13 protein-coding genes and 1 pseudogene are annotated in these 17,542 nt (G+C 44.5%); 8 read left to right on the forward strand and 6 right to left on the reverse strand.

The annotated features are described in order from the left end of the window. Positions 1-58 precede the first annotated feature (58 nt). The 4 genes from AB4558_RS12065 (at position 59) to gnd (ending at position 4,875) form a co-directional block, all read left to right on the forward strand. Positions 59-754 carry a response regulator gene (locus tag AB4558_RS12065; RefSeq protein WP_017069356.1) on the forward strand — a complete coding sequence of 232 codons (696 nt, stop codon included), beginning with the start codon at positions 59-61 and terminating at the stop codon, positions 752-754. Between the two features lie 410 nt (positions 755-1,164). Continuing rightward, positions 1,165-2,667 carry a glucose-6-phosphate dehydrogenase gene (zwf, locus tag AB4558_RS12070; RefSeq protein ID WP_017059714.1) on the forward strand — a complete coding sequence of 501 codons (1,503 nt, stop codon included), beginning with the start codon at positions 1,165-1,167 and terminating at the stop codon, positions 2,665-2,667. Continuing rightward, entirely contained in the window at positions 2,664-3,398 is a 735-nt protein-coding gene (gene pgl, locus AB4558_RS12075) for a 6-phosphogluconolactonase (protein WP_017066266.1), read from the forward strand. Before zwf ends, pgl begins: the two co-directional genes overlap by 4 nt. A 28-nt stretch (positions 3,399-3,426) precedes the next feature. Then, the gene (gene gnd / locus AB4558_RS12080) at positions 3,427-4,875 is read left to right on the forward strand and encodes a decarboxylating NADP(+)-dependent phosphogluconate dehydrogenase (protein WP_017066265.1); all 1,449 of its coding nucleotides are present in this window, start codon (positions 3,427-3,429) and stop codon (positions 4,873-4,875) included. Between the two features lie 132 nt (positions 4,876-5,007). Here gnd and AB4558_RS12085 read toward each other — a convergent pair. Next, a pseudogene (locus AB4558_RS12085) lies at positions 5,008-6,168 on the reverse strand (HD-GYP domain-containing protein). Positions 6,169-6,596: 428 nt separating this feature from the next. Between AB4558_RS12085 and AB4558_RS12090 the strand changes: the two are divergent. Next, positions 6,597-7,010, forward strand: coding sequence for a VF530 family DNA-binding protein (locus AB4558_RS12090; RefSeq protein ID WP_010438513.1), 414 nt, complete (start codon positions 6,597-6,599; stop codon positions 7,008-7,010). Positions 7,011-7,143: 133 nt separating this feature from the next. Here the strand turns inward: AB4558_RS12090 and AB4558_RS12095 are convergent, their stop codons facing one another. The 5 genes from AB4558_RS12095 to AB4558_RS12115 form a co-directional block, all read right to left on the reverse strand. After that, a complete protein-coding gene (locus AB4558_RS12095; RefSeq protein WP_372158835.1) occupies positions 7,144-7,335 on the reverse strand; it encodes a hypothetical protein in 192 nt (63 codons plus the stop codon). Between the two features lie 255 nt (positions 7,336-7,590). Next, positions 7,591-8,349, reverse strand: a complete 759-nt coding sequence (locus tag AB4558_RS12100; RefSeq protein WP_017062287.1) for a sulfite exporter TauE/SafE family protein — start codon at positions 8,347-8,349, stop codon at positions 7,591-7,593. A 192-nt stretch (positions 8,350-8,541) separates the two neighbouring features. After that, positions 8,542-10,062 (reverse strand): tripartite tricarboxylate transporter permease, encoded by a 1,521-nt coding sequence (locus tag AB4558_RS12105; protein ID WP_012603793.1) that lies wholly within the window; start codon positions 10,060-10,062, stop codon positions 8,542-8,544. Between the two features lie 10 nt (positions 10,063-10,072). Then, positions 10,073-10,573 carry a tripartite tricarboxylate transporter TctB family protein gene (locus AB4558_RS12110; RefSeq protein ID WP_136982896.1) on the reverse strand — a complete coding sequence of 167 codons (501 nt, stop codon included), beginning with the start codon at positions 10,571-10,573 and terminating at the stop codon, positions 10,073-10,075. A 242-nt stretch (positions 10,574-10,815) separates the two neighbouring features. Next, the gene (locus AB4558_RS12115; protein WP_136974310.1) at positions 10,816-11,787 is read right to left on the reverse strand and encodes a tripartite tricarboxylate transporter substrate binding protein; all 972 of its coding nucleotides are present in this window, start codon (positions 11,785-11,787) and stop codon (positions 10,816-10,818) included. Between the two features lie 449 nt (positions 11,788-12,236). On the opposite strand from AB4558_RS12115, the gene AB4558_RS12120 reads away from it, so the two are divergent. The 3 genes from AB4558_RS12120 to prpB all read left to right on the forward strand — a co-directional run bounded on the left by AB4558_RS12120 (position 12,237) and on the right by prpB (position 17,514). After that, positions 12,237-15,410: an HD domain-containing phosphohydrolase gene (locus AB4558_RS12120; protein ID WP_372073948.1), complete on the forward strand. Its 3,174-nt coding sequence runs from the start codon at positions 12,237-12,239 to the stop codon at positions 15,408-15,410. 391 nt (positions 15,411-15,801) lie between these two features. Further along, on the forward strand, positions 15,802-16,521 hold the full coding sequence (locus tag AB4558_RS12125; protein WP_372073971.1) for a GntR family transcriptional regulator: 720 nt from the start codon (positions 15,802-15,804) through the stop codon (positions 16,519-16,521). A gap of 96 nt (positions 16,522-16,617) precedes the next feature. Then, the gene (prpB, locus tag AB4558_RS12130; RefSeq protein ID WP_372073946.1) at positions 16,618-17,514 is read left to right on the forward strand and encodes a methylisocitrate lyase; all 897 of its coding nucleotides are present in this window, start codon (positions 16,618-16,620) and stop codon (positions 17,512-17,514) included. Positions 17,515-17,542 lie beyond the last annotated feature (28 nt).

Here is a 17,542-nt window from a genome sequence, read left to right on the forward strand (position 1 = left end):
GAAGCGATCTTGTGAAGATCATCGTGACGGAAAAAGCATGGTTAAAGGAAGAACATAAATGAACGCAATCACGAGAGTCATGGTCATTGAGGATGATATTGCGATTGCAGAGCTACACCATCGTTATTTAGAACAGATGGGTGGCTTTGACGTGGTCGGCATTGCCACTACACAGTCTGAAGCGCTCATGCAACTGGACATCTTAAAACCGAATTTGGTGTTATTGGATGTGTATCTGCCGGACGGGTGTGGGCTCGATATTCTTAATCACGTAAGAGGGAGCAATCAAGGCTGCGACGTTATCTTGATTACTGCTGCTCGGGATGTCGATACGCTGCAGCAAGCAATGCGTGGTGGGGTGGTCGATTATCTATTGAAACCAGTAATGTTCCCTCGTTTGGAAGCGGCGCTGAAAAAGTATCAATCTCAACAGCAAGAGTTTGAAAGTGTGTCGGATTTGAATCAAGGTTTGGTTGATAAGATGCTGCAAGCCAATGCCAAAGCGGACTCTGGAAAAGTATCCACCTTACCCAAAGGCATTGATGGCGTAACGTTGGATAAGATCAGAGCCATTTTTCAACAAGCTGATGCCGTTAATATTACCGCCGATGAAGCCGGAGAACGAATTGGTGCTAGCCGAACCACCGCTAGACGCTATTTAGAATTTTTGATTACCACTGGTGAGTTAGTCGCAGACTTAAATTACGGTACCGTGGGGCGTCCGGAGCGCTGCTACAACAAAGCGCAAAGATAAACACGACACCATCAAAATAAATATAAAGCCAGTTGAATAAGCTGGTTTTACCTTTTTCTCCCTTTCCTATTGCTCACTCCACCGACCAGATACCGTTCTTTCTTGACTACACTGTTTGAGAATGCCGATTTGCTTCTCCCTCGGGTCAAATGAACGGAACTATCGATTAGAATTTGTTCGAAATGAGTCAATATTTAATCGATTGCTTTCACAGTGGTTGATGTAAATCAAATAGTCATAGACAATACTGTCCCGAATAGAGGTGATAGCTTTCACCCTCGTTTACCAAACGCATTCTCAAATTTAATAGGCGCTTACTATTGATGTAATAGTTAAGACCTATTATCTATTTTCGTATGTCGCTGATACCTTTGGCGAATACTAAAAACCTTGTTTTTATAGGAAAGATGATGGTAATACCTGAAAACAGCAGCATCGTTATTTTTGGTGCGTCGGGAGATCTAACTTACCGCAAGTTAATTCCTGCTCTATACCACCTGTATGCTAGCAATCAACTACCAGAATCCTTTGCGATTCTTGGAGTGAGCCGTACTGAGTACAGCGATGAGTCTTACCGTGAGAAGCTGAAGAAGTCTCTTCAGGAAATGGAAAAAACTGAACCAGAGACGCTGAATGCATTTATTGAACATCTGCATTACCAAGCGATCAATACTTCAGATGTAGACGACTATGCTCGTTTAGCACAACGTCTAGACAAGCTTGAGCAAGACTACCAATTCGAAAACCATAACACATTGTTCTACTTGGCAACCCCGCCAAGCCTATACGGTGTGATTCCAGCAAACCTTGCTGCGCATGGCCTTAACGATGAATCGAACGGCTGGCGTCGTCTGATCATCGAAAAACCATTTGGTTACGACTTAGCATCAGCTCAAGCGTTGGATGAAGAGATCCATCATCACTTCCAAGAACACCAGATCTACCGTATCGACCATTACCTTGGTAAAGAGACGGTTCAAAACCTTCTAGTGCTTCGTTTCTCAAACGCGATGTTTGAACCACTGTGGAACCGTAACTTCATTGAATACGTTGAAATCACAGGTGCTGAGTTCCTTGGCGTTGAAGAGCGTGGCGGATACTACGACGGTTCTGGCGCAGTTCGCGACATGTTCCAAAACCACCTGCTGCAAGTGCTAGCGATGGTAGGTATGGAGCCGCCTGCACAAATTAACGCTGATTCTATTCGTGATGAAGTGGTTAAAGTGCTTCAGTGTCTGAAACCATTAGAAGAAGATGATCTGCGTAAAGACTTAGTATTAGGTCAGTACACAGCATCAGATGTTCGTGGTCAGCACCTACTAGGTTACCGTGAAGAGCATGGTGTAGCGGATGATTCTCGTACCGAGACTTACATCGGCTTGAAAGCTCACATCAATAACTGGCGTTGGAATGGTGTTCCTTTCTACGTACGTACAGGTAAACGCTTACCAACACGTGTGACTGAAATCGTGATTCACTTTAAGAACACGCCACACCCAGTATTTGGTCAAGATGCACCAGAGAACAAGCTGATTATCCGCATCCAACCGGATGAAGGAATTCAGATGAGCTTTGGTTTGAAAGAGCCGGGCGCAGGCTTCAAAGCAAAAGAAGTGAAAATGAACTTCTCTTACTCTGACTTGCCTGAAACTCAGATGCTGACGGCTTATGAGCGTCTTCTTCTTGATGCACTGAACGGTGATGCGACTCTGTTTGCACGTACCGATGCGGTAGAAGCATGTTGGAAGTACGTTCAACCAATCTTAGACTTCAAGCAAGATCCTCAAGCACTGTTTGGCTATGCTTGTGGTACTTGGGGCCCACAGGAAGCAGATGAACTTCTGCAACGTGATGGCCGCGCATGGCGTTTCCCATGCAAAAACTTAACAGACACGGATTACTGCGAACTATGATCAATCACAAGATCTTTGCAACGCCTGAACTGGTTGTTGAAAACCTAGCAAATGAAATGAAAGCATACAGCGAGCAGGGCAAACCTGTTCACATTTCACTGTCTGGTGGCAGCACGCCAAAAATGCTTTTCAAACTTTTAGCACAGGCGCCATACGCGGAAGGTATTCAATGGAATAACCTTCACTTCTGGTGGGGCGACGAACGTTGCGTTGTACCAGACGACGCTGAAAGCAATTTCGGTGAAGCAAACGCGCTCTTATTTTCAAAACTAAAAGAGTTTACTCAAGTAAACCTTCCTGCTGAAAACATCCACCGCATCCGAGGTGAAGATGAACCAAAAGCAGAAGCAGAGCGTTTCGCAAAAGAGATGGCAGACGTAATCCCAACAGAAAACGGCACGCCTGTATTCGATTGGATTCTGCTTGGTGTTGGCGCAGACGGCCACACAGCTTCACTATTCCCAGGTGCAACCAACTACCAAGATGAGAACCTATCTGTATTAGCTTCTCACCCTGAGTCTGGTCAAATCCGTGTTTCTAAAACAGCGAAAGTTTTAGAAGCAGCAAAACGAATCAGCTACCTAGTACTGGGTGCAGGTAAAGTTGAGATCGTTAAAGAAATTCATACAACTCCTGCTTCAGAACTGCCTTACCCGGCAGCGAAAATCCAGTCTAAAACTGGCGAAACAGAGTGGTTCCTAGATTCAAATGCAGCAAGTGCTATCGCATAAGTGCGAATAGCCGCAAGGAGATAAAATAATGAAAGGTGATATCGGTGTAATTGGCCTAGCAGTAATGGGTCAGAACCTTATCCTAAACATGAACGACCACGGCTTCAAAGTTGTGGCTCATAACCGTACTGCTGCTAAAGTAGACGAGTTCCTAGAAGGCCCAGCTAAAGGTACTAACATTGTTGGTGCTTACTCTCTAGAAGAGCTAGTTGAGAAGCTAGAAGCGCCACGTAAAGTGATGCTTATGGTTCGTGCTGGTGACGTTGTAGACACGTTCATCGAAAACCTAATCCCACTTCTAGACGAAGGCGACATCATCATTGATGGTGGTAACACTAACTACCCAGACACTAACCGTCGTGTAGTGCATTGTCGTGAGAAAGGCATCCACTTCATCGGTACTGGTGTATCTGGTGGTGAAGAAGGTGCTCGTTTCGGTCCCTCAATCATGCCAGGCGGCGCGGCTGAAGCTTGGGAAGCGGTTAAGCCAATCTTCCAAGGTATCTCTGCAAAAACTGACGCTGGTGAGCCTTGTTGTGACTGGGTTGGTAACGACGGTGCTGGTCACTTCGTTAAGATGGTACACAACGGCATCGAATACGGTGACATGCAGCTTATCACTGAAGCATACCAGTTCATGAAAGATGGCCTAGGTATGTCTGCTGACGAGATGCAAGCAGTATTCGCTGACTGGAACAAGACTGAGCTAGACAGCTACCTAGTTGAAATCACTGCTGACATCCTTGGCTACAAAGATGAAGACGGTGAAGCGCTAGTTGAGAAGATCCTAGACACTGCAGGCCAAAAAGGTACGGGTAAGTGGACGGGTATCAACGCACTAGACCTAGGTATCCCACTGACTCTAATCTCTGAGTCTGTTTTCTCTCGTTGCCTGTCTGCTCTTAAAGACCAACGTGTTGAAGCTGAAGCTTTGTTTGAGAAGACAATCACTCCAGTTGAAGGCGACAAGCAAGAGTGGGTTGATGCACTACGTCAAGCTCTACTGGCTTCTAAGATCATCTCTTACGCTCAAGGTTTCATGCTAATGCGTGAAGCGTCGAACGAAAACGGCTGGGACCTAAACTACGGTAACGTAGCGCTAATGTGGCGTGGTGGTTGTATCATCCGTTCTGCATTCCTAGGCAACATACGTGATGCGTACGAAGCAAACCCAGACATCGCGTTCCTAGGTTCTGACGAGTACTTCAAAAACATCCTACAAGGCAGCCTAGTGGCATGGCGTAAAGTAGCAGCGAAATCTCTAGAGTCTGGTATCCCAATGCCATGTACGATTTCTGCGCTATCTTTCCTAGACGGTTACACAACTGCACGTCTACCAGCGAACCTGCTTCAAGCTCAACGTGACTACTTCGGTGCTCACACTTACGAGCGTACTGACCGTCCACGTGGTGAATTCTTCCACACAAACTGGACTGGTACAGGCGGCGATACTGCTTCTACAACTTACGACGTATAATCGTTAGTTAGAATCAGTTAAGAACCTTGTTGTTCTTATTAGCTGTAAACTAGAAAACAAAAGGATGCCAACTGGCATCCTTTTTTGTTGGTTCTGCAAGAGAGTCACAGACAGCAAATTTAATACAACCCGTTAAGCGAGTGCAGCTTGTGGACTTTGCATATCACTGTATTGCTCTCGTATCGACATGAAGTAATCAAGGTTTTGCTTCAGCGCAGAGACGCACTCTGGATCAAACATCAACCCTGTATGCGCTTCAATGTAGTCCATTACCTTAGATGCTGACCATGCGTGTTTATAAGCTCGTTTACTCAGTAAAGCATCGAACACATCCGCTAGCGTTACAATTCTTGCCTCCAGTGGAATCGCTTCTCCAACGAGCGCATCTGGCAACCCTGAGCCATCAAACCGTTCATGATGGTGACGTACAATATTCTTGATGAACTGAACTTCTTCGCTACACATTGAGCTGTGGTGGGAAAGGGCAACCACGTCATCAATCATCTCTTCGCCATATATCGTGTGATTGTTCATGATGTTTCTTTCTTCTTCCGAAAAACGCTCAGTACTGAAGAGCACTTTGTCTGGGATTCGGTACTTCCCTATGTCGTGAAACGGGGCATACAAGCGAATGCGGTGAACGAATTGGTGGGTAATCTCATTGTTACTGTGCGAAAGCGTACGTGCGAGCTGTTCGCTGTATTTTCCCATGCGAATCAGATGCTCTTTGGTTTCAGGATCGCGTGCGTGCCCCATGTTTAGGGCGATGGCTAATGAGGACTGAAAATGTCTCTGGCGTTCGAAGAGTTGCACAAACAGGTTCGAAATCGCTTGGGTGAGGTAGGCGATGTCGCTTTGTATTGTCTGCTTAGCAAAAAAGTCAGTGCATGAGGCGTTGATGAAAACGAACCCAAGGTTACTCTCTTGGTAGTGGATTGGAGTGGTATAGCTACTTTGGTGACCAAGCTCGAGTAGATGAGAGATTTGTTTAGTCGGATTCATCAAAGAGAGGTCATCAACAATTCTTGTTTCCAATGATTCAGCCAGACGACTCAACGCAGAGTTGGGTTTGATCTCCTGTTCGATGTAATGATGCTTGGCGTTTTGGCACAGTGAATCCGATACAAAATAATTCGATGCTTTATTTTCACTGCACAGCACCACGGATAGCCGAGATAATATGGGGTAGTGTTCACGAGCTAGCTAGAAGAGATCATCGACTATGGCGACGATGTCTTTGTCTTGGGCCGCTGCTCTACTGAAATGGGAGTAGTCAAACATGTGGCAAGCCAACCTTTAATTATAATTATGCTACTGTTTAATCGGGTTTTTTACCGTTTCGATATTCAATAAAACCATAGCACTGTGTTATTAAAATGTAATACTGCGTACTGAAAAACTTTAATGTCATCACTAAATATATGGCTTTTGCATACGGTTACCGTAGGTTTTGTTAAGTTAAACCAGTCTCATAATCTTTAAGGGGAAATTTTGTTCACAGAATGTCTTAGTCTGTATAGCGAGCTAAGGTAGGGTATTAAGTGACCAATTCGAAATTAATTTCAAAGATAAATAGGATAACGAGTATGCTTTATGCCATCATAAAGGCATAAATAAGGGCAATGGATGTAATGCCCAAGTGATTGAGCTAGAAATGGTCAGTGATGACGGTGTTCTAGAGTAAATTCAAGGCCTTTAGTTGCCTTGAAAAAGGTAATGTTATGACTGAAGAAGAAAGAATCGAACTGCAACAAAATAACCCGCTACACGGCTTAAAGCTTGAAACCATGATCACTGAATTAGTGGATCATTATGGTTGGGAAATTTTAGATGCGGCAATGCGTATGAACTGCTTTAACACTAAGCCTACAGTGGCAAGCGCAGTTAAATACCTGAAGAAAACCGAATGGGCTCGTGAGAAGGTTGAAAACTTCTACCTTTACCGTTTCAAGCGCATGCCTAAAGCATCGGACATCGAATACCAGATGCCTCCGCGTTCACGTACATTCCGCCATGGGCTAGAGCCTCGTGAGCCGATGGAACTAACGGTTGAGTCTATCCATGCCTCTCAAGCTAAAGCTGCGTCTGCATTTAAAGAGCGCCGTGGCGGTAACGGTCGTAATTTCCGTCGTTAACAAGAAGACGTCGCTAGAAAGAACCGTCGCTAAATAAGGCGTCGGCGATTAGCACGGCTAATTAGATAAGCGAAAAACACAAAAGGAGCCTATGAGCTCCTTTTTTAATTCGTTCGATTTAAACCGTAAATGGCTAAGCTTCGCGGTTCTTTCTTTGATTCTTCCAAAGATCGGTGACATAAACGATTGCTCTGATAAGTAAGAATAGCGCTGACACAGAAAACAGAGCGGGCATTTTTAGGATCCACGCGAATGTGGCAGCAAGAAAAGCGACAAAGCAAATGAGTCGACTTGATGACATGACATGACCGAGTTTAATGTTCATAACGCCTCCTAATGAAGTCTCACTTTCGACAGGAGAAGTATCCCACCCTTGGAAAAATAAAGGCTAAAAAACAGTCTAAATTGTTATCAAATTTACTAATTAAAGGACTCGTCTCACACATATCGACACGGTTATTTTATAAGTAATAAAATAGCGAGATAGGTAATGCGAGAGTCAGCTTTCCCGCTGTGTTTTCCAGTTAGAATTAGATTCAGTTTCGGGTTTAATTAGTGTCAAACCGACTTAGCATAAAACCTAGTTATTATAGAAAAAGTAAGCGGTGATTAAGAAACTCGCGATGATCACTGTATTACGAACATATTGTTGTGGGATGCGGCGAGAGACTTTTGCTGAATAATAACCACCAACCAATGTACCCAATAATACAGCCATGCCAGACGGCCAATTAATCGAACCATTTACGATAAAAAACACGATCGCTGCGAGGGAAGCACACGCGGACACGAGCAGTTTGATGCCATTCATCACGTTGATGTTGGTGTAACCAGCCAGCGCCAAATAGCTCAATGTCACAATGCCCAAACCTGCATTAAAATACCCACCGTAGATACAGACAATCAAAAGTAATAAAGCGGAAAAGAATGCGCCTGCGCTAGTGGCGTGCTTATGTTTTGCTGTAGCTTGTTTAAGCCATTTATTGAGCGTGCCGCCAAACGTGAAAAGCAGAGCAGCATACAGCAACAGCCAAGGGACAGATTGAGTGAACAGAGCTTCTGGTGTGTGCAGCAGTAAAAATGCCCCGATACCACCGCCAATCACACATAAAGCTATAGTCAGTTTTAGCTGCTTAGTACCAGATTGAATTTCGTGGCGCAGAGCGTAGGCTCCGCTAATGTATCCTGCACACGAAGCAAAGGTATTGGTCGCGTTGGCTGCTATTGGTGGAACGCCAGCAAATAACAAAGCAGGGAAAGTGATGAAGCTGCCGCCACCCGCAATGGAGTTAAGCACACCGCCAACCACCCCTGATAAGAATAGAATCAACCAATCCATAGTTTTAGAATCCAATACGTTAACTAACTGGTTACCTTACTTGAATTTGTTATGAATATCAGCGCCATGTGTGTTGTAAAGATAGGTTTGTGAGTTTGCTACCATCTTTAACCGCTGGTTTTAATTGAGGCTTTAAATGAAAAAAGGAGCCAATGGCTCCTTTCGTTGAGGTTTAGTTGATTCGATAAAGCTTTACACTTCTACTGGCTTCGCTCTAAAACTCTTAAATAGTTTCACTAGAATCGGGCTAGACAGCACCAATACCGCCAGAATAGTGAAGGTCATCGTAATAGGGCGTTCCCATAAGAAGTTCAACTCACCATCGCTGATCATCAATGCTCGTCTTAAGTTCTCTTCCATCAAGCCGCCCAATATGAAGCCTAACAGTAATGGTGCCAATGGGAAGTTGGCTAGCCTTAATGCTATCGCAGCCATCGCTACCAGTAGCATCACAAATACGTCCATCGTGTTGAATGACACCAAGTACACGCCAGTGATTGAGAAGAAGATAATCATTGGCAGTAGAACCGTTCTAGGTACCGCTAGCAGTTTAGAAATATAAGGGATTAAAGGCAGGTTCAAGATAACCAGTACGATGTTGCCAAAGTACATAGAGATGATGACTGACCAAAATACATCTGGGTGTTCAACGAACAAGCGAGGACCAGGCTGAATACCGTAGGCAATCAATGCACCAAGCATAATCGCAGTTGTACCAGAGCCCGGAATACCCAGCGTTAGTAGCGGAACGAATGAACCACTTGAAGCGGCGTTGTTTGCTGATTCAGGAGCAACAAGACCACGGATACTGCCTTTACCGAACTCTTTCTGCTTGTCTTTTGGCGCGAGGCTACGCTCCATACCGTAACTTAGGAATGCCGCAATAGTGGCACCTGCGCCCGGTAGAACACCGGTAAAGAAACCGAGAATAGAAGATCGAATTGAAACTGGTGCCACTTCTTTGAACTCTTCTTTGGTGACCTTCATGCTACCAATATCCGACATCTTTTGGCTTTCTTCCGCGCTGGTGTCTTGCTCTGGTTTTAGAATACCCATTAAAGTCTCACCTAAAGCGAAGGTTGCCATAGCAAGAAGTAGGAAACTAAAGCCATCCATCAGGTCTGTTAGACCAAACGTGAAACGCTCAACACCAACGCCTTTGTCGATGCCAACAGTAGACAGCATCAAACCAAGAATGGTCATCATCCATGCCTTGATTACCTGACCTGGGCCCGCAAACGCCGCTACTGCCGATAAACCTAACAACATCAATGCGAAGTAGTCTGAAGACTGGAAGCTCAATGACACGCTGGCTAAAGCCGGAGCCGCAATCAAAAGCATGATTGCCGAAAGTGTGCCACCAGTGAAAGAAGAGTAAGCCGCGAGTGCAAGTGCTTTACCCGCTTGGCCTTTTTGTGCCATCGGGTAGCCATCAAATGCGGTTACTACCGTTGAAGAACAACCTGGAGCGTTGATTAATATTGATGACGTCGAGCCACCAAATACAGCGCCATAGTACACACCAGCCATCAAGATTAGGCCAGAAGAAGGGTCTAGGCCGTATGTAATCGGGATCATCAACGCGATTGCTGAAATTGGACCGAGTCCCGGTAGCATCCCAATAAAGGTACCAACAAAACAGCCAACAATTACCATCATGATGTTCATTGGCATCACGGCGGTCGAAAGTCCTTGTAAAATTCCGTCTAACATAATGTTATCCCTACCAAAGAGTGAAGATTAACCCCGGCTCTAGGTAGATATCTAAGCCTTGAGTTAATAAAAGAAAGAACGCGATAACGAAAGGAAACGACGCGCCAAATAAGACAGCTTTGCGGCGCTCACCCAGTAGGTAAAAGCCTGCAAGTAAGAAGAAGCTGGTTGCTAAAACAAAGCCAAGATAAGTCAGTCCAACACCGTACAGTGCCATTAACACCAAGAAGCCAATCAGCAGTTTCCAGTTTAGCGGTGTTGTGTCACATGTGACTTTCTTATCCGGTTGTCCTGTTATTAGCAGGATCAACGAAAGGCCAATGCCGATAAACGTCAACAGGGTAGGTAAGGTTCTTGCTGTGAAGGGTTCGTACTCGTCACCGGGGAACAGAGGAATCAGCGTGGTTTGATAGCCGTAGCACAAGCTCGCTAGCATAAAGATCATGGCTCCGATGCGATCCTTCGAAAGCAAAGATTCCTTACTCAGAAATTTGGTTGGTAAGTCCGACATATCCAACTCCATTTGGGGTGGTATAAAAAGTAAAAAAGCCGCACATGAGCGAGTTAATGAAGAATGTCTGGGATCACTAACCAAAGGTGAGCGAATTACATGACTTGGTTAAGCCACTTGCCTCTACAACGAATCAGCAAGCTTTAGCAATACACTACGAATAAACAAAGGAGTTTTAGTTAACTCATGTACGGCGAAACAGGAAAGAGTAAGAGGGCACATAAGCCCTCTATGGTTGTTGGTTACTTCAAGAAACCAAGCTCACGCATTAGATCGCCCATCTGTTTTTCTTGGTCTTCTAGGAAGGCGTAAAAATCTTTGTCAGCTTTGTAGTTGTCGATCCAACCGTTACGGTCACGAACCACTTGCCACTCATCGGTTTTGTACATTTTGCCAAGAGCTTCGTTCCACTCGTCGATTTTTGCTTGGCTTGTACCCGGTGCCGCAAAGAAACCACGCCAGTTAGCAAATACTGTCTCGTTGCCGTATTCAGTCAGTGTTGGGATGTTAGGCGCAGCGTCAAGACGCTTTGGAGCCGTCACAGCAAGCACTTTTACTTGGCCAGATTTAGACATCTCTAGTACTTCACCAAGGCCCGTTGAAAGCAGCTGTGTTTCGCCAGAAAGCAGTGCCGCCATCGCTTTACCGCCAGCATCGTAGGCAATGTAACGTACTTTCTTCGCATCAAAACCTTCGCCTTTGAACGCTGCCGCTACTACAAGGTGGTCCATGCTGCCACGAGCTGAACCGCCAGCAATCTTCACTTTACGTGGGTTGGTTTCGAACTCTTTAACGACGTCTTCCCAAGTGTCGTACTTAGAATCCGCAGGAGCGACGATTGCGCCGTAATCGGCAATGGTTGCTGCTACCGGAGTTAGGTCACGGAAAGATTGAGGGAAGATACCTGTTAGTGAACGAACAACGATAGGCGTTGAGTTCACCATTAGCGTGTCTTCTTGGCGTTGTGCTGTTTCGATTAGGTGAGCAATCGCTTTACCGCCGCCGCCACCAGAAAGGTTTTGGAAAGAGACATTTTCTACGATGTCTGATTTCACCAATACATCACCCGTACCACGAGCCGTCATATCCCAACCGCCACCAGCGCCGCCAGGGATTAGGAAGTGGATTTTTTCTACGTCAGCAGCAAAAGTGTTGAAAGAAAAGGTTGCTGCGATAATAGAAGCCGCAAGAGTAGGTTTCAGTGCCTTGAACATGGTTCACGTTCCTTATGTAGGGGATCTCTTCAATGGAGAGAAACTTATGTTTTATTTCCAGCTACTAAACAGATGAGTAGGATATTGCTTAGTAGATGACGTTAAAGTTAACGGTGTGTTAACGAAATGTCTGTAATGCGGTGATATTGAGAATAAAGAACATTGGATTAATATTGTTCATAAAGTTCGCGGGGAGGTGGCTGTAGGATTCTTCTAGCAATAATAACTAGGTTTTTCTTGAGTTTATGTGAACAATTCTTTTGACTGTTGGTCGCTTATACTGCTGTGTATCATTAAAGAGGGTACTTATTGCGACACAAAGAGTGATATGGAGAGGCGCTCTTTAATATATAGAATAATATGTTGCTAGGTGTGCAGTGCTACTGTAATAATATGATTATAGCTGGCACGTTACATTTCTGAGCTAGTGGTTATTCAAGGATCGAATAATGACAGACAAAAAAATTTCGTTACGATTTACTGTTGGAGGAATGTTTTTACTCGCGACATTTCTTACCGCTGTTGTTGCGGTTTCACTGCAATATTACTTCAGTAAAAAAATGGCGACTGAGAATACCCTATCAAAGTTGACGATGGTGTCCCAAGAGCTGAGTAACTATATCGGCGCGGTTGATTCTGACGCAGCCAATACGGCGCGTTTACTTTCTTCAGTGAAACGTTCTATAAGTAACAAAATATCGAAAGAAGAGTCGCGTACTATTCTTTCAGAAGCAATTAAAGATAACCCTCTCTTTTATAGTATTTACATTGGCTCGTCTAATGAAAACTTCTTCCAAATTATTAATCTAGAATCTGCCCCTGTCGTTAGAGAAAAAATCGGTGCACAACAAACGGACCGTTGGGTTGTGGTTGAGATTCATAATATAGGGGAGGAGCGCGTCCGTACGACGAAATATTTTGACCAAGAGTTTGCGCTAAGAAACTCAACTACGGAGCAGAGCAACTACCTTCCAACTACTAGGCCTTGGTATGTTTCTGCCAATGTTCAGTCGGTCGAAAAAACTCAGCCATATCTTTTCCAGCATTTACAAATTACCGGGCAAACTTATTCTTTAGCGTTTGATTCGAAAATCGAATCTGAAGTTCAACATGTGATTGGTATTGATATTGTGTTGTCTTCTTTAGCTAGCAAACTATCAGGTACGGCGCTTGGCTTAGCAGAAGACAGTAAGGTTGAGTCTTTCTTATATTCGAAATCGGGTAATATTATTGCGTCTAACCTCAAGGTTAACAATCAGGAATCGGAGTTTGATGTATCAACATTGATGCTATCGTCTGAGCAGCAAGCCTTGATTAACGATACCCCTCCGCTGTTAGTGTCTAATCAAAATGATTGGGGGCCGATGGACTTTTCAGTGGCGGGAAAACCAAACGGCTATGCGATAGACCTTCTTAAAATGATTGGTGAGATGACAGGGATCAGGTTTGAATTTGTTAATGGTTTCTCTTGGGGCGAGCTTGTCAGTAAGTTTCAAGAAGGAAGTATTGATGGCCTGCAATCGGTTCAACATTATAAAAATAATGGCATAGATGGCCTATACACGACTCCAATTTATGAATTGCCACTTTCTATCGTGACAAGGGTCGGCGCGAAGGTTGTCACTAATTATGCCGAGCTTGAGGGTAAAAAAGTTGCCATTTTATCTGGGTGGTCAATTATTCCTAAGTTGAGAGAGGATTTTCCGAACATTGATTTAGTTGAATTTGAAAACCTAGAGTCTGCATTTAATTCAATTGAAAGCGAAGAGAACTTTGCTTTCTTAGAAGCAGAACCCGTACTCTCGTTTGCATTAGATAGGTTTTTCCAGCCAGGCCTTGTTGTCAATGGGACTCTAGAAGATCTAAAACAGAACTACTCAAACCAATTCCATTTGGTGCTGCAGAGCAAGCATAAACAATTGCTCCCAATCATTGATCAAGCTATCAGTAAGTTAAGTGGTGAACAACTTGATGCCTTAGCGAAAAAGTGGCTGCATGATACCGGCTTTAATACGAATACGACGGTTCCTTATACTGAACTTTATGATTTGACTAAGGAAGCAACGGTTGAAGGCAGTATGGTAAGGGTAGAGTTGAATGGCGAGATCAAGCATCTCTATTTAAAGAAAATAGACACGGGCGAACACTACTCTGAGTATTTTGCGGTATTGATTCCCGAATCTGAAGTCTTCAGTACAGTCAATAAACGTCTAGCAACCTCTGTTGGTGTAACGGTGTTACTGATGAGTTTGACGTTGCCTATTGCTTGGGTTTTTGGTGCGCCGATAGTGCATCCAATTCGCCAATTAGAGGAAGAGACTCATAAGGTTAAGCTGCGTGATTATGACAACGTGACAATTCTTGATACTCGAATCAAAGAAGTGTGGGAATTATCTGTTGCTGTAAAAGATATGGCTATGGAGATTAAACGACATGAACAGATGCAAGAGGCGTTTGTTGAGTCGTTTATCAAGCTCATCGCTCAAGCGATCGATGATAAGTCCGCTTATACGGCAGGGCATTGTAATCGTGTACCAGAACTCGGCTTGATGCTGGCTGACGCGGCGGAACAATCGCAGTCTGAGCACTTCAAAGACTTTGAGTTTAAAAATGATGACGAACGCCGTGAGTTTAGAATTGCGGCTTGGCTTCATGATTGTGGCAAGATCACGACACCGGAACACATCGTCGATAAAGGTACGAAGTTAGAAGCGAACTACAACCGAATCCACGAGGTGAGAACTCGATTTGAAGTACTTTGGCGTGATGCGGAAATCACCGCTTTGAGAAAACAACTTGATGGTTCGCTATCAACGCAACTGATAGCCGATGAACTTACGGCAACGAAGCAGCAGCTACAAGATGACTTTGCCTTTATCGCTACGTCGAACGTTGGTGGTGAGTTCATGAGTGATGACAAAGTCACTCGTATTCGCTCGATAGCTGAGACGACCTGGACGCGTCACTTTGATGATCAACTTGGTCTATCACCGATAGAGGCAATGAATCGAGAGCCGAGTTCAAGTTTACCAGCCACAGAACCACTTTTGAGTGATAAGCCAGAGCACATAGTGAAAAGAGATAGGCCGTTAGAATTTGACCCGAAACATCAAATTAAAATGGATGTGCCTGAGCACTTATACAACCTAGGCGAAGTCTACAATCTGAGTATTGCACGCGGCACGTTGACTGCTGAAGATAGATTTAAGATAAACGAGCACATGCTTGGCACGATTAAGATGCTTGAGAACCTGCCATTCCCGAAAGAGCTAAGTCGTGTTCCTCGTTACGCTTCAACTCACCATGAAACACTTAAAGGTACAGGGTATCCAAGGAAGCTGACTGGTGATGACCTCTCAATCCCAGAACGTATTCTGGTGATCTCTGATATTTTTGAGGCATTAACCGCTGCAGATAGGCCTTATAAGAAGGCTAAGCCAATCAGTGTTGCTGTCGACATCATGTATAAAATGGCATTGGACGAGCATCTCGATATCGAACTGTTTAGATTGTTCTTAACCAGCGGCACTCACCTGCGTTATGCAGAAGAGTATCTGAAGCCGGAACAAATTGATTTCGTTGATATCAGCAAATACCTAGATGTTACTCGTCAGATTGCTTGAGTAAAGGTGGCTTGTTAGAACGGGGTCTATGAATGAAAGGCGCACATGAGTGCGCCTTTTTTATATCTGTTTATCGGTGAACAGGTAGATCGACACAAAGTGCTCTGCGTTTGTCAAGTCTGTCTATAAGTTGTCGACACATTGGTTTCGAGTGATTTCAGGGTAGGGAAGGGTTTAGCGGCTCTTTCTTTGCTTAAATCGATAAATAACAAGTGGTTGAATTGTTTTTAGTGTCCTTTTAAGTAAGTTTTTATCGCCTATAGAAAGTACTACCTTAGTCTAAACTGTCGACAATTGGCTTGATTGTCGACAATTTGTTCGTGTATTTTATGTTCATGTTATGGAATTGTTGACAATTAAGGTTCAGCAATCAGAAGTGAGCAGCGTGAATATGAATACTGCGATAAAAGATCTCAGCTTAAGTGCAAACACGAAAACACGTGTCAGCGATAAAGAGAACACTAAATCAGAAAACCTCACTGAGTATCTCGTCGAGGCGATTGTTAGCGGCGAATTAGTTCCTGGCAATAAGATTTCGGAGCCTGAACTGGCTAAACGCTTTGAGGTAAGCCGAGGCCCATTACGTGAAGCTATAATGCGTGTTGAAGGGCTTGGCTTGATTGAACGCATTCCTCATGTAGGGGCTCGAGTTATTACTTTTTCGGCAGACAAACTACTCGAGTTGTACGCGGTGCGAGAGGCACTGGAAGGCATGGCGGCTCGCTTAGCAGCGCGACATATCACACAAGAAGAGCTTATCGGGCTTGAAGGATTATTGTCGACACATTCCCAACATATCGATGAAGTCGAGGGTTCTTCCTACTTTCATCAACACGGCGATTTCGACTTCCATTATCGAATCATTAAAGCCAGCCGTAACAGCAAACTCATTTCGCTGCTGTGTGATGAGCTTTATCACCTATTACGCATGTACCGCTATCAATCGCCTAGGGCTCAGTCTCGGCCCAAAGAGGCGCTCGATGAACACAAATACATCCTACAAGCGATTCGCAACCGTGATGAAGAGCTAGCAGAAATGCTAATGCGAAGACACATCTCGGGAAGCCGATTACTTATAGAGCAACAAATTCAATCCAAAGATCTTGATTAATTGGCGACTGGTATTTGCTAGCGGTTCTTCGCTGGCGAGAGCTAAACATCAGTAGTCATAAAGATTAGAAATTAACAATTAACAGGGAGCGTCATTATGAAGTTATCAGCAGGAGCTAAGTTCCGACAAGCTGTGCAAGACAACGACCCATTGCAGATCGTCGGTACGGTGAATCCGTATTGCGCGATGATGGCAAAGAACTTGGGGCATCAGGCGATCTATTTGTCTGGCGGAGGTATCGCCAATGCGTCTTACGGTTTGCCTGACTTGGGCATTACTACATTGAACGATGTGTTAGTGGATGTGGAACGTATTACCAATGCGTGTGATCTGCCTTTGCTGGTGGACATCGATACGGGATTTGGTGGCGCATTCAATATTGCACGTACGATTCGCGCTATGGAGAAGGCAGGCGCAGCAGCAATCCATATGGAAGACCAAGTGGCCCAGAAACGCTGTGGTCATCGACCAAATAAAGCGATTGTAAGCCAGCAAGAGATGGTTGATCGAGTCAAAGCGGCAACAGATGCTAGAACCGATGAAAGCTTTGTGATTATGGCACGTACCGATGCATTGGCGGTTGAAGGCATTGATAGCGCGATTGAACGAGCGATTGCGTGTGTTGAAGCGGGCGCAGACATGATTTTCCCTGAGGCGATGAATCAACTCGACCAATATGTGAAGTTCTCGGCAGCTTTGAAATCAGCAACAGGTAAACATGTGCCTATTCTTGCGAACATCACTGAATTTGGCCAAACCCCCCTCTACAACTGCAAAGAACTGGCGCAATCTCATGTCGACATGGTGCTTTATCCACTCAGTGCATTCCGTGCGATGAACAAAGCCGCGGAGAATGTTTACAAACACTTGTTAGTTGAAGGCAACCAAGAAGCTCTGTTGGACTCAATGCAAACCCGTAAAGAGCTTTACGAACACCTGAGTTACCACGACTACGAGAACAAGCTTGATCAGTTGTTTTCAAGCGAAGGGTAAACCAGTTTCAATTAATCAAAAATCAACT

Source organism: Vibrio sp. 10N.222.51.C5 (assembly GCF_041474575.1).
In the GTDB taxonomy this organism is placed as follows: domain Bacteria; phylum Pseudomonadota; class Gammaproteobacteria; order Enterobacterales; family Vibrionaceae; genus Vibrio; species Vibrio crassostreae_C.

Coding starts and splice junctions, on each gene's coding strand:
- pgl (WP_017066266.1), top strand. CDS start 2,664: ATGATCAATCACAAGATCTTTGCAACGCCTGAACTGGTTGTTGAAAAC.
- zwf (WP_017059714.1), top strand. CDS start 1,165: ATGGTAATACCTGAAAACAGCAGCATCGTTATTTTTGGTGCGTCGGGA.
- AB4558_RS12125 (WP_372073971.1), top strand. CDS start 15,802: ATGAATACTGCGATAAAAGATCTCAGCTTAAGTGCAAACACGAAAACA.
- gnd (WP_017066265.1), top strand. CDS start 3,427: ATGAAAGGTGATATCGGTGTAATTGGCCTAGCAGTAATGGGTCAGAAC.
- AB4558_RS12095 (WP_372158835.1), bottom strand. CDS start 7,335: ATGAACATTAAACTCGGTCATGTCATGTCATCAAGTCGACTCATTTGC.
- AB4558_RS12105 (WP_012603793.1), bottom strand. CDS start 10,062: ATGTTAGACGGAATTTTACAAGGACTTTCGACCGCCGTGATGCCAATG.
- AB4558_RS12120 (WP_372073948.1), top strand. CDS start 12,237: ATGACAGACAAAAAAATTTCGTTACGATTTACTGTTGGAGGAATGTTT.
- AB4558_RS12090 (WP_010438513.1), top strand. CDS start 6,597: ATGACTGAAGAAGAAAGAATCGAACTGCAACAAAATAACCCGCTACAC.
- AB4558_RS12100 (WP_017062287.1), bottom strand. CDS start 8,349: ATGGATTGGTTGATTCTATTCTTATCAGGGGTGGTTGGCGGTGTGCTT.
- AB4558_RS12065 (WP_017069356.1), top strand. CDS start 59: ATGAACGCAATCACGAGAGTCATGGTCATTGAGGATGATATTGCGATT.
- AB4558_RS12110 (WP_136982896.1), bottom strand. CDS start 10,573: ATGTCGGACTTACCAACCAAATTTCTGAGTAAGGAATCTTTGCTTTCG.
- AB4558_RS12115 (WP_136974310.1), bottom strand. CDS start 11,787: ATGTTCAAGGCACTGAAACCTACTCTTGCGGCTTCTATTATCGCAGCA.
- prpB (WP_372073946.1), top strand. CDS start 16,618: ATGAAGTTATCAGCAGGAGCTAAGTTCCGACAAGCTGTGCAAGACAAC.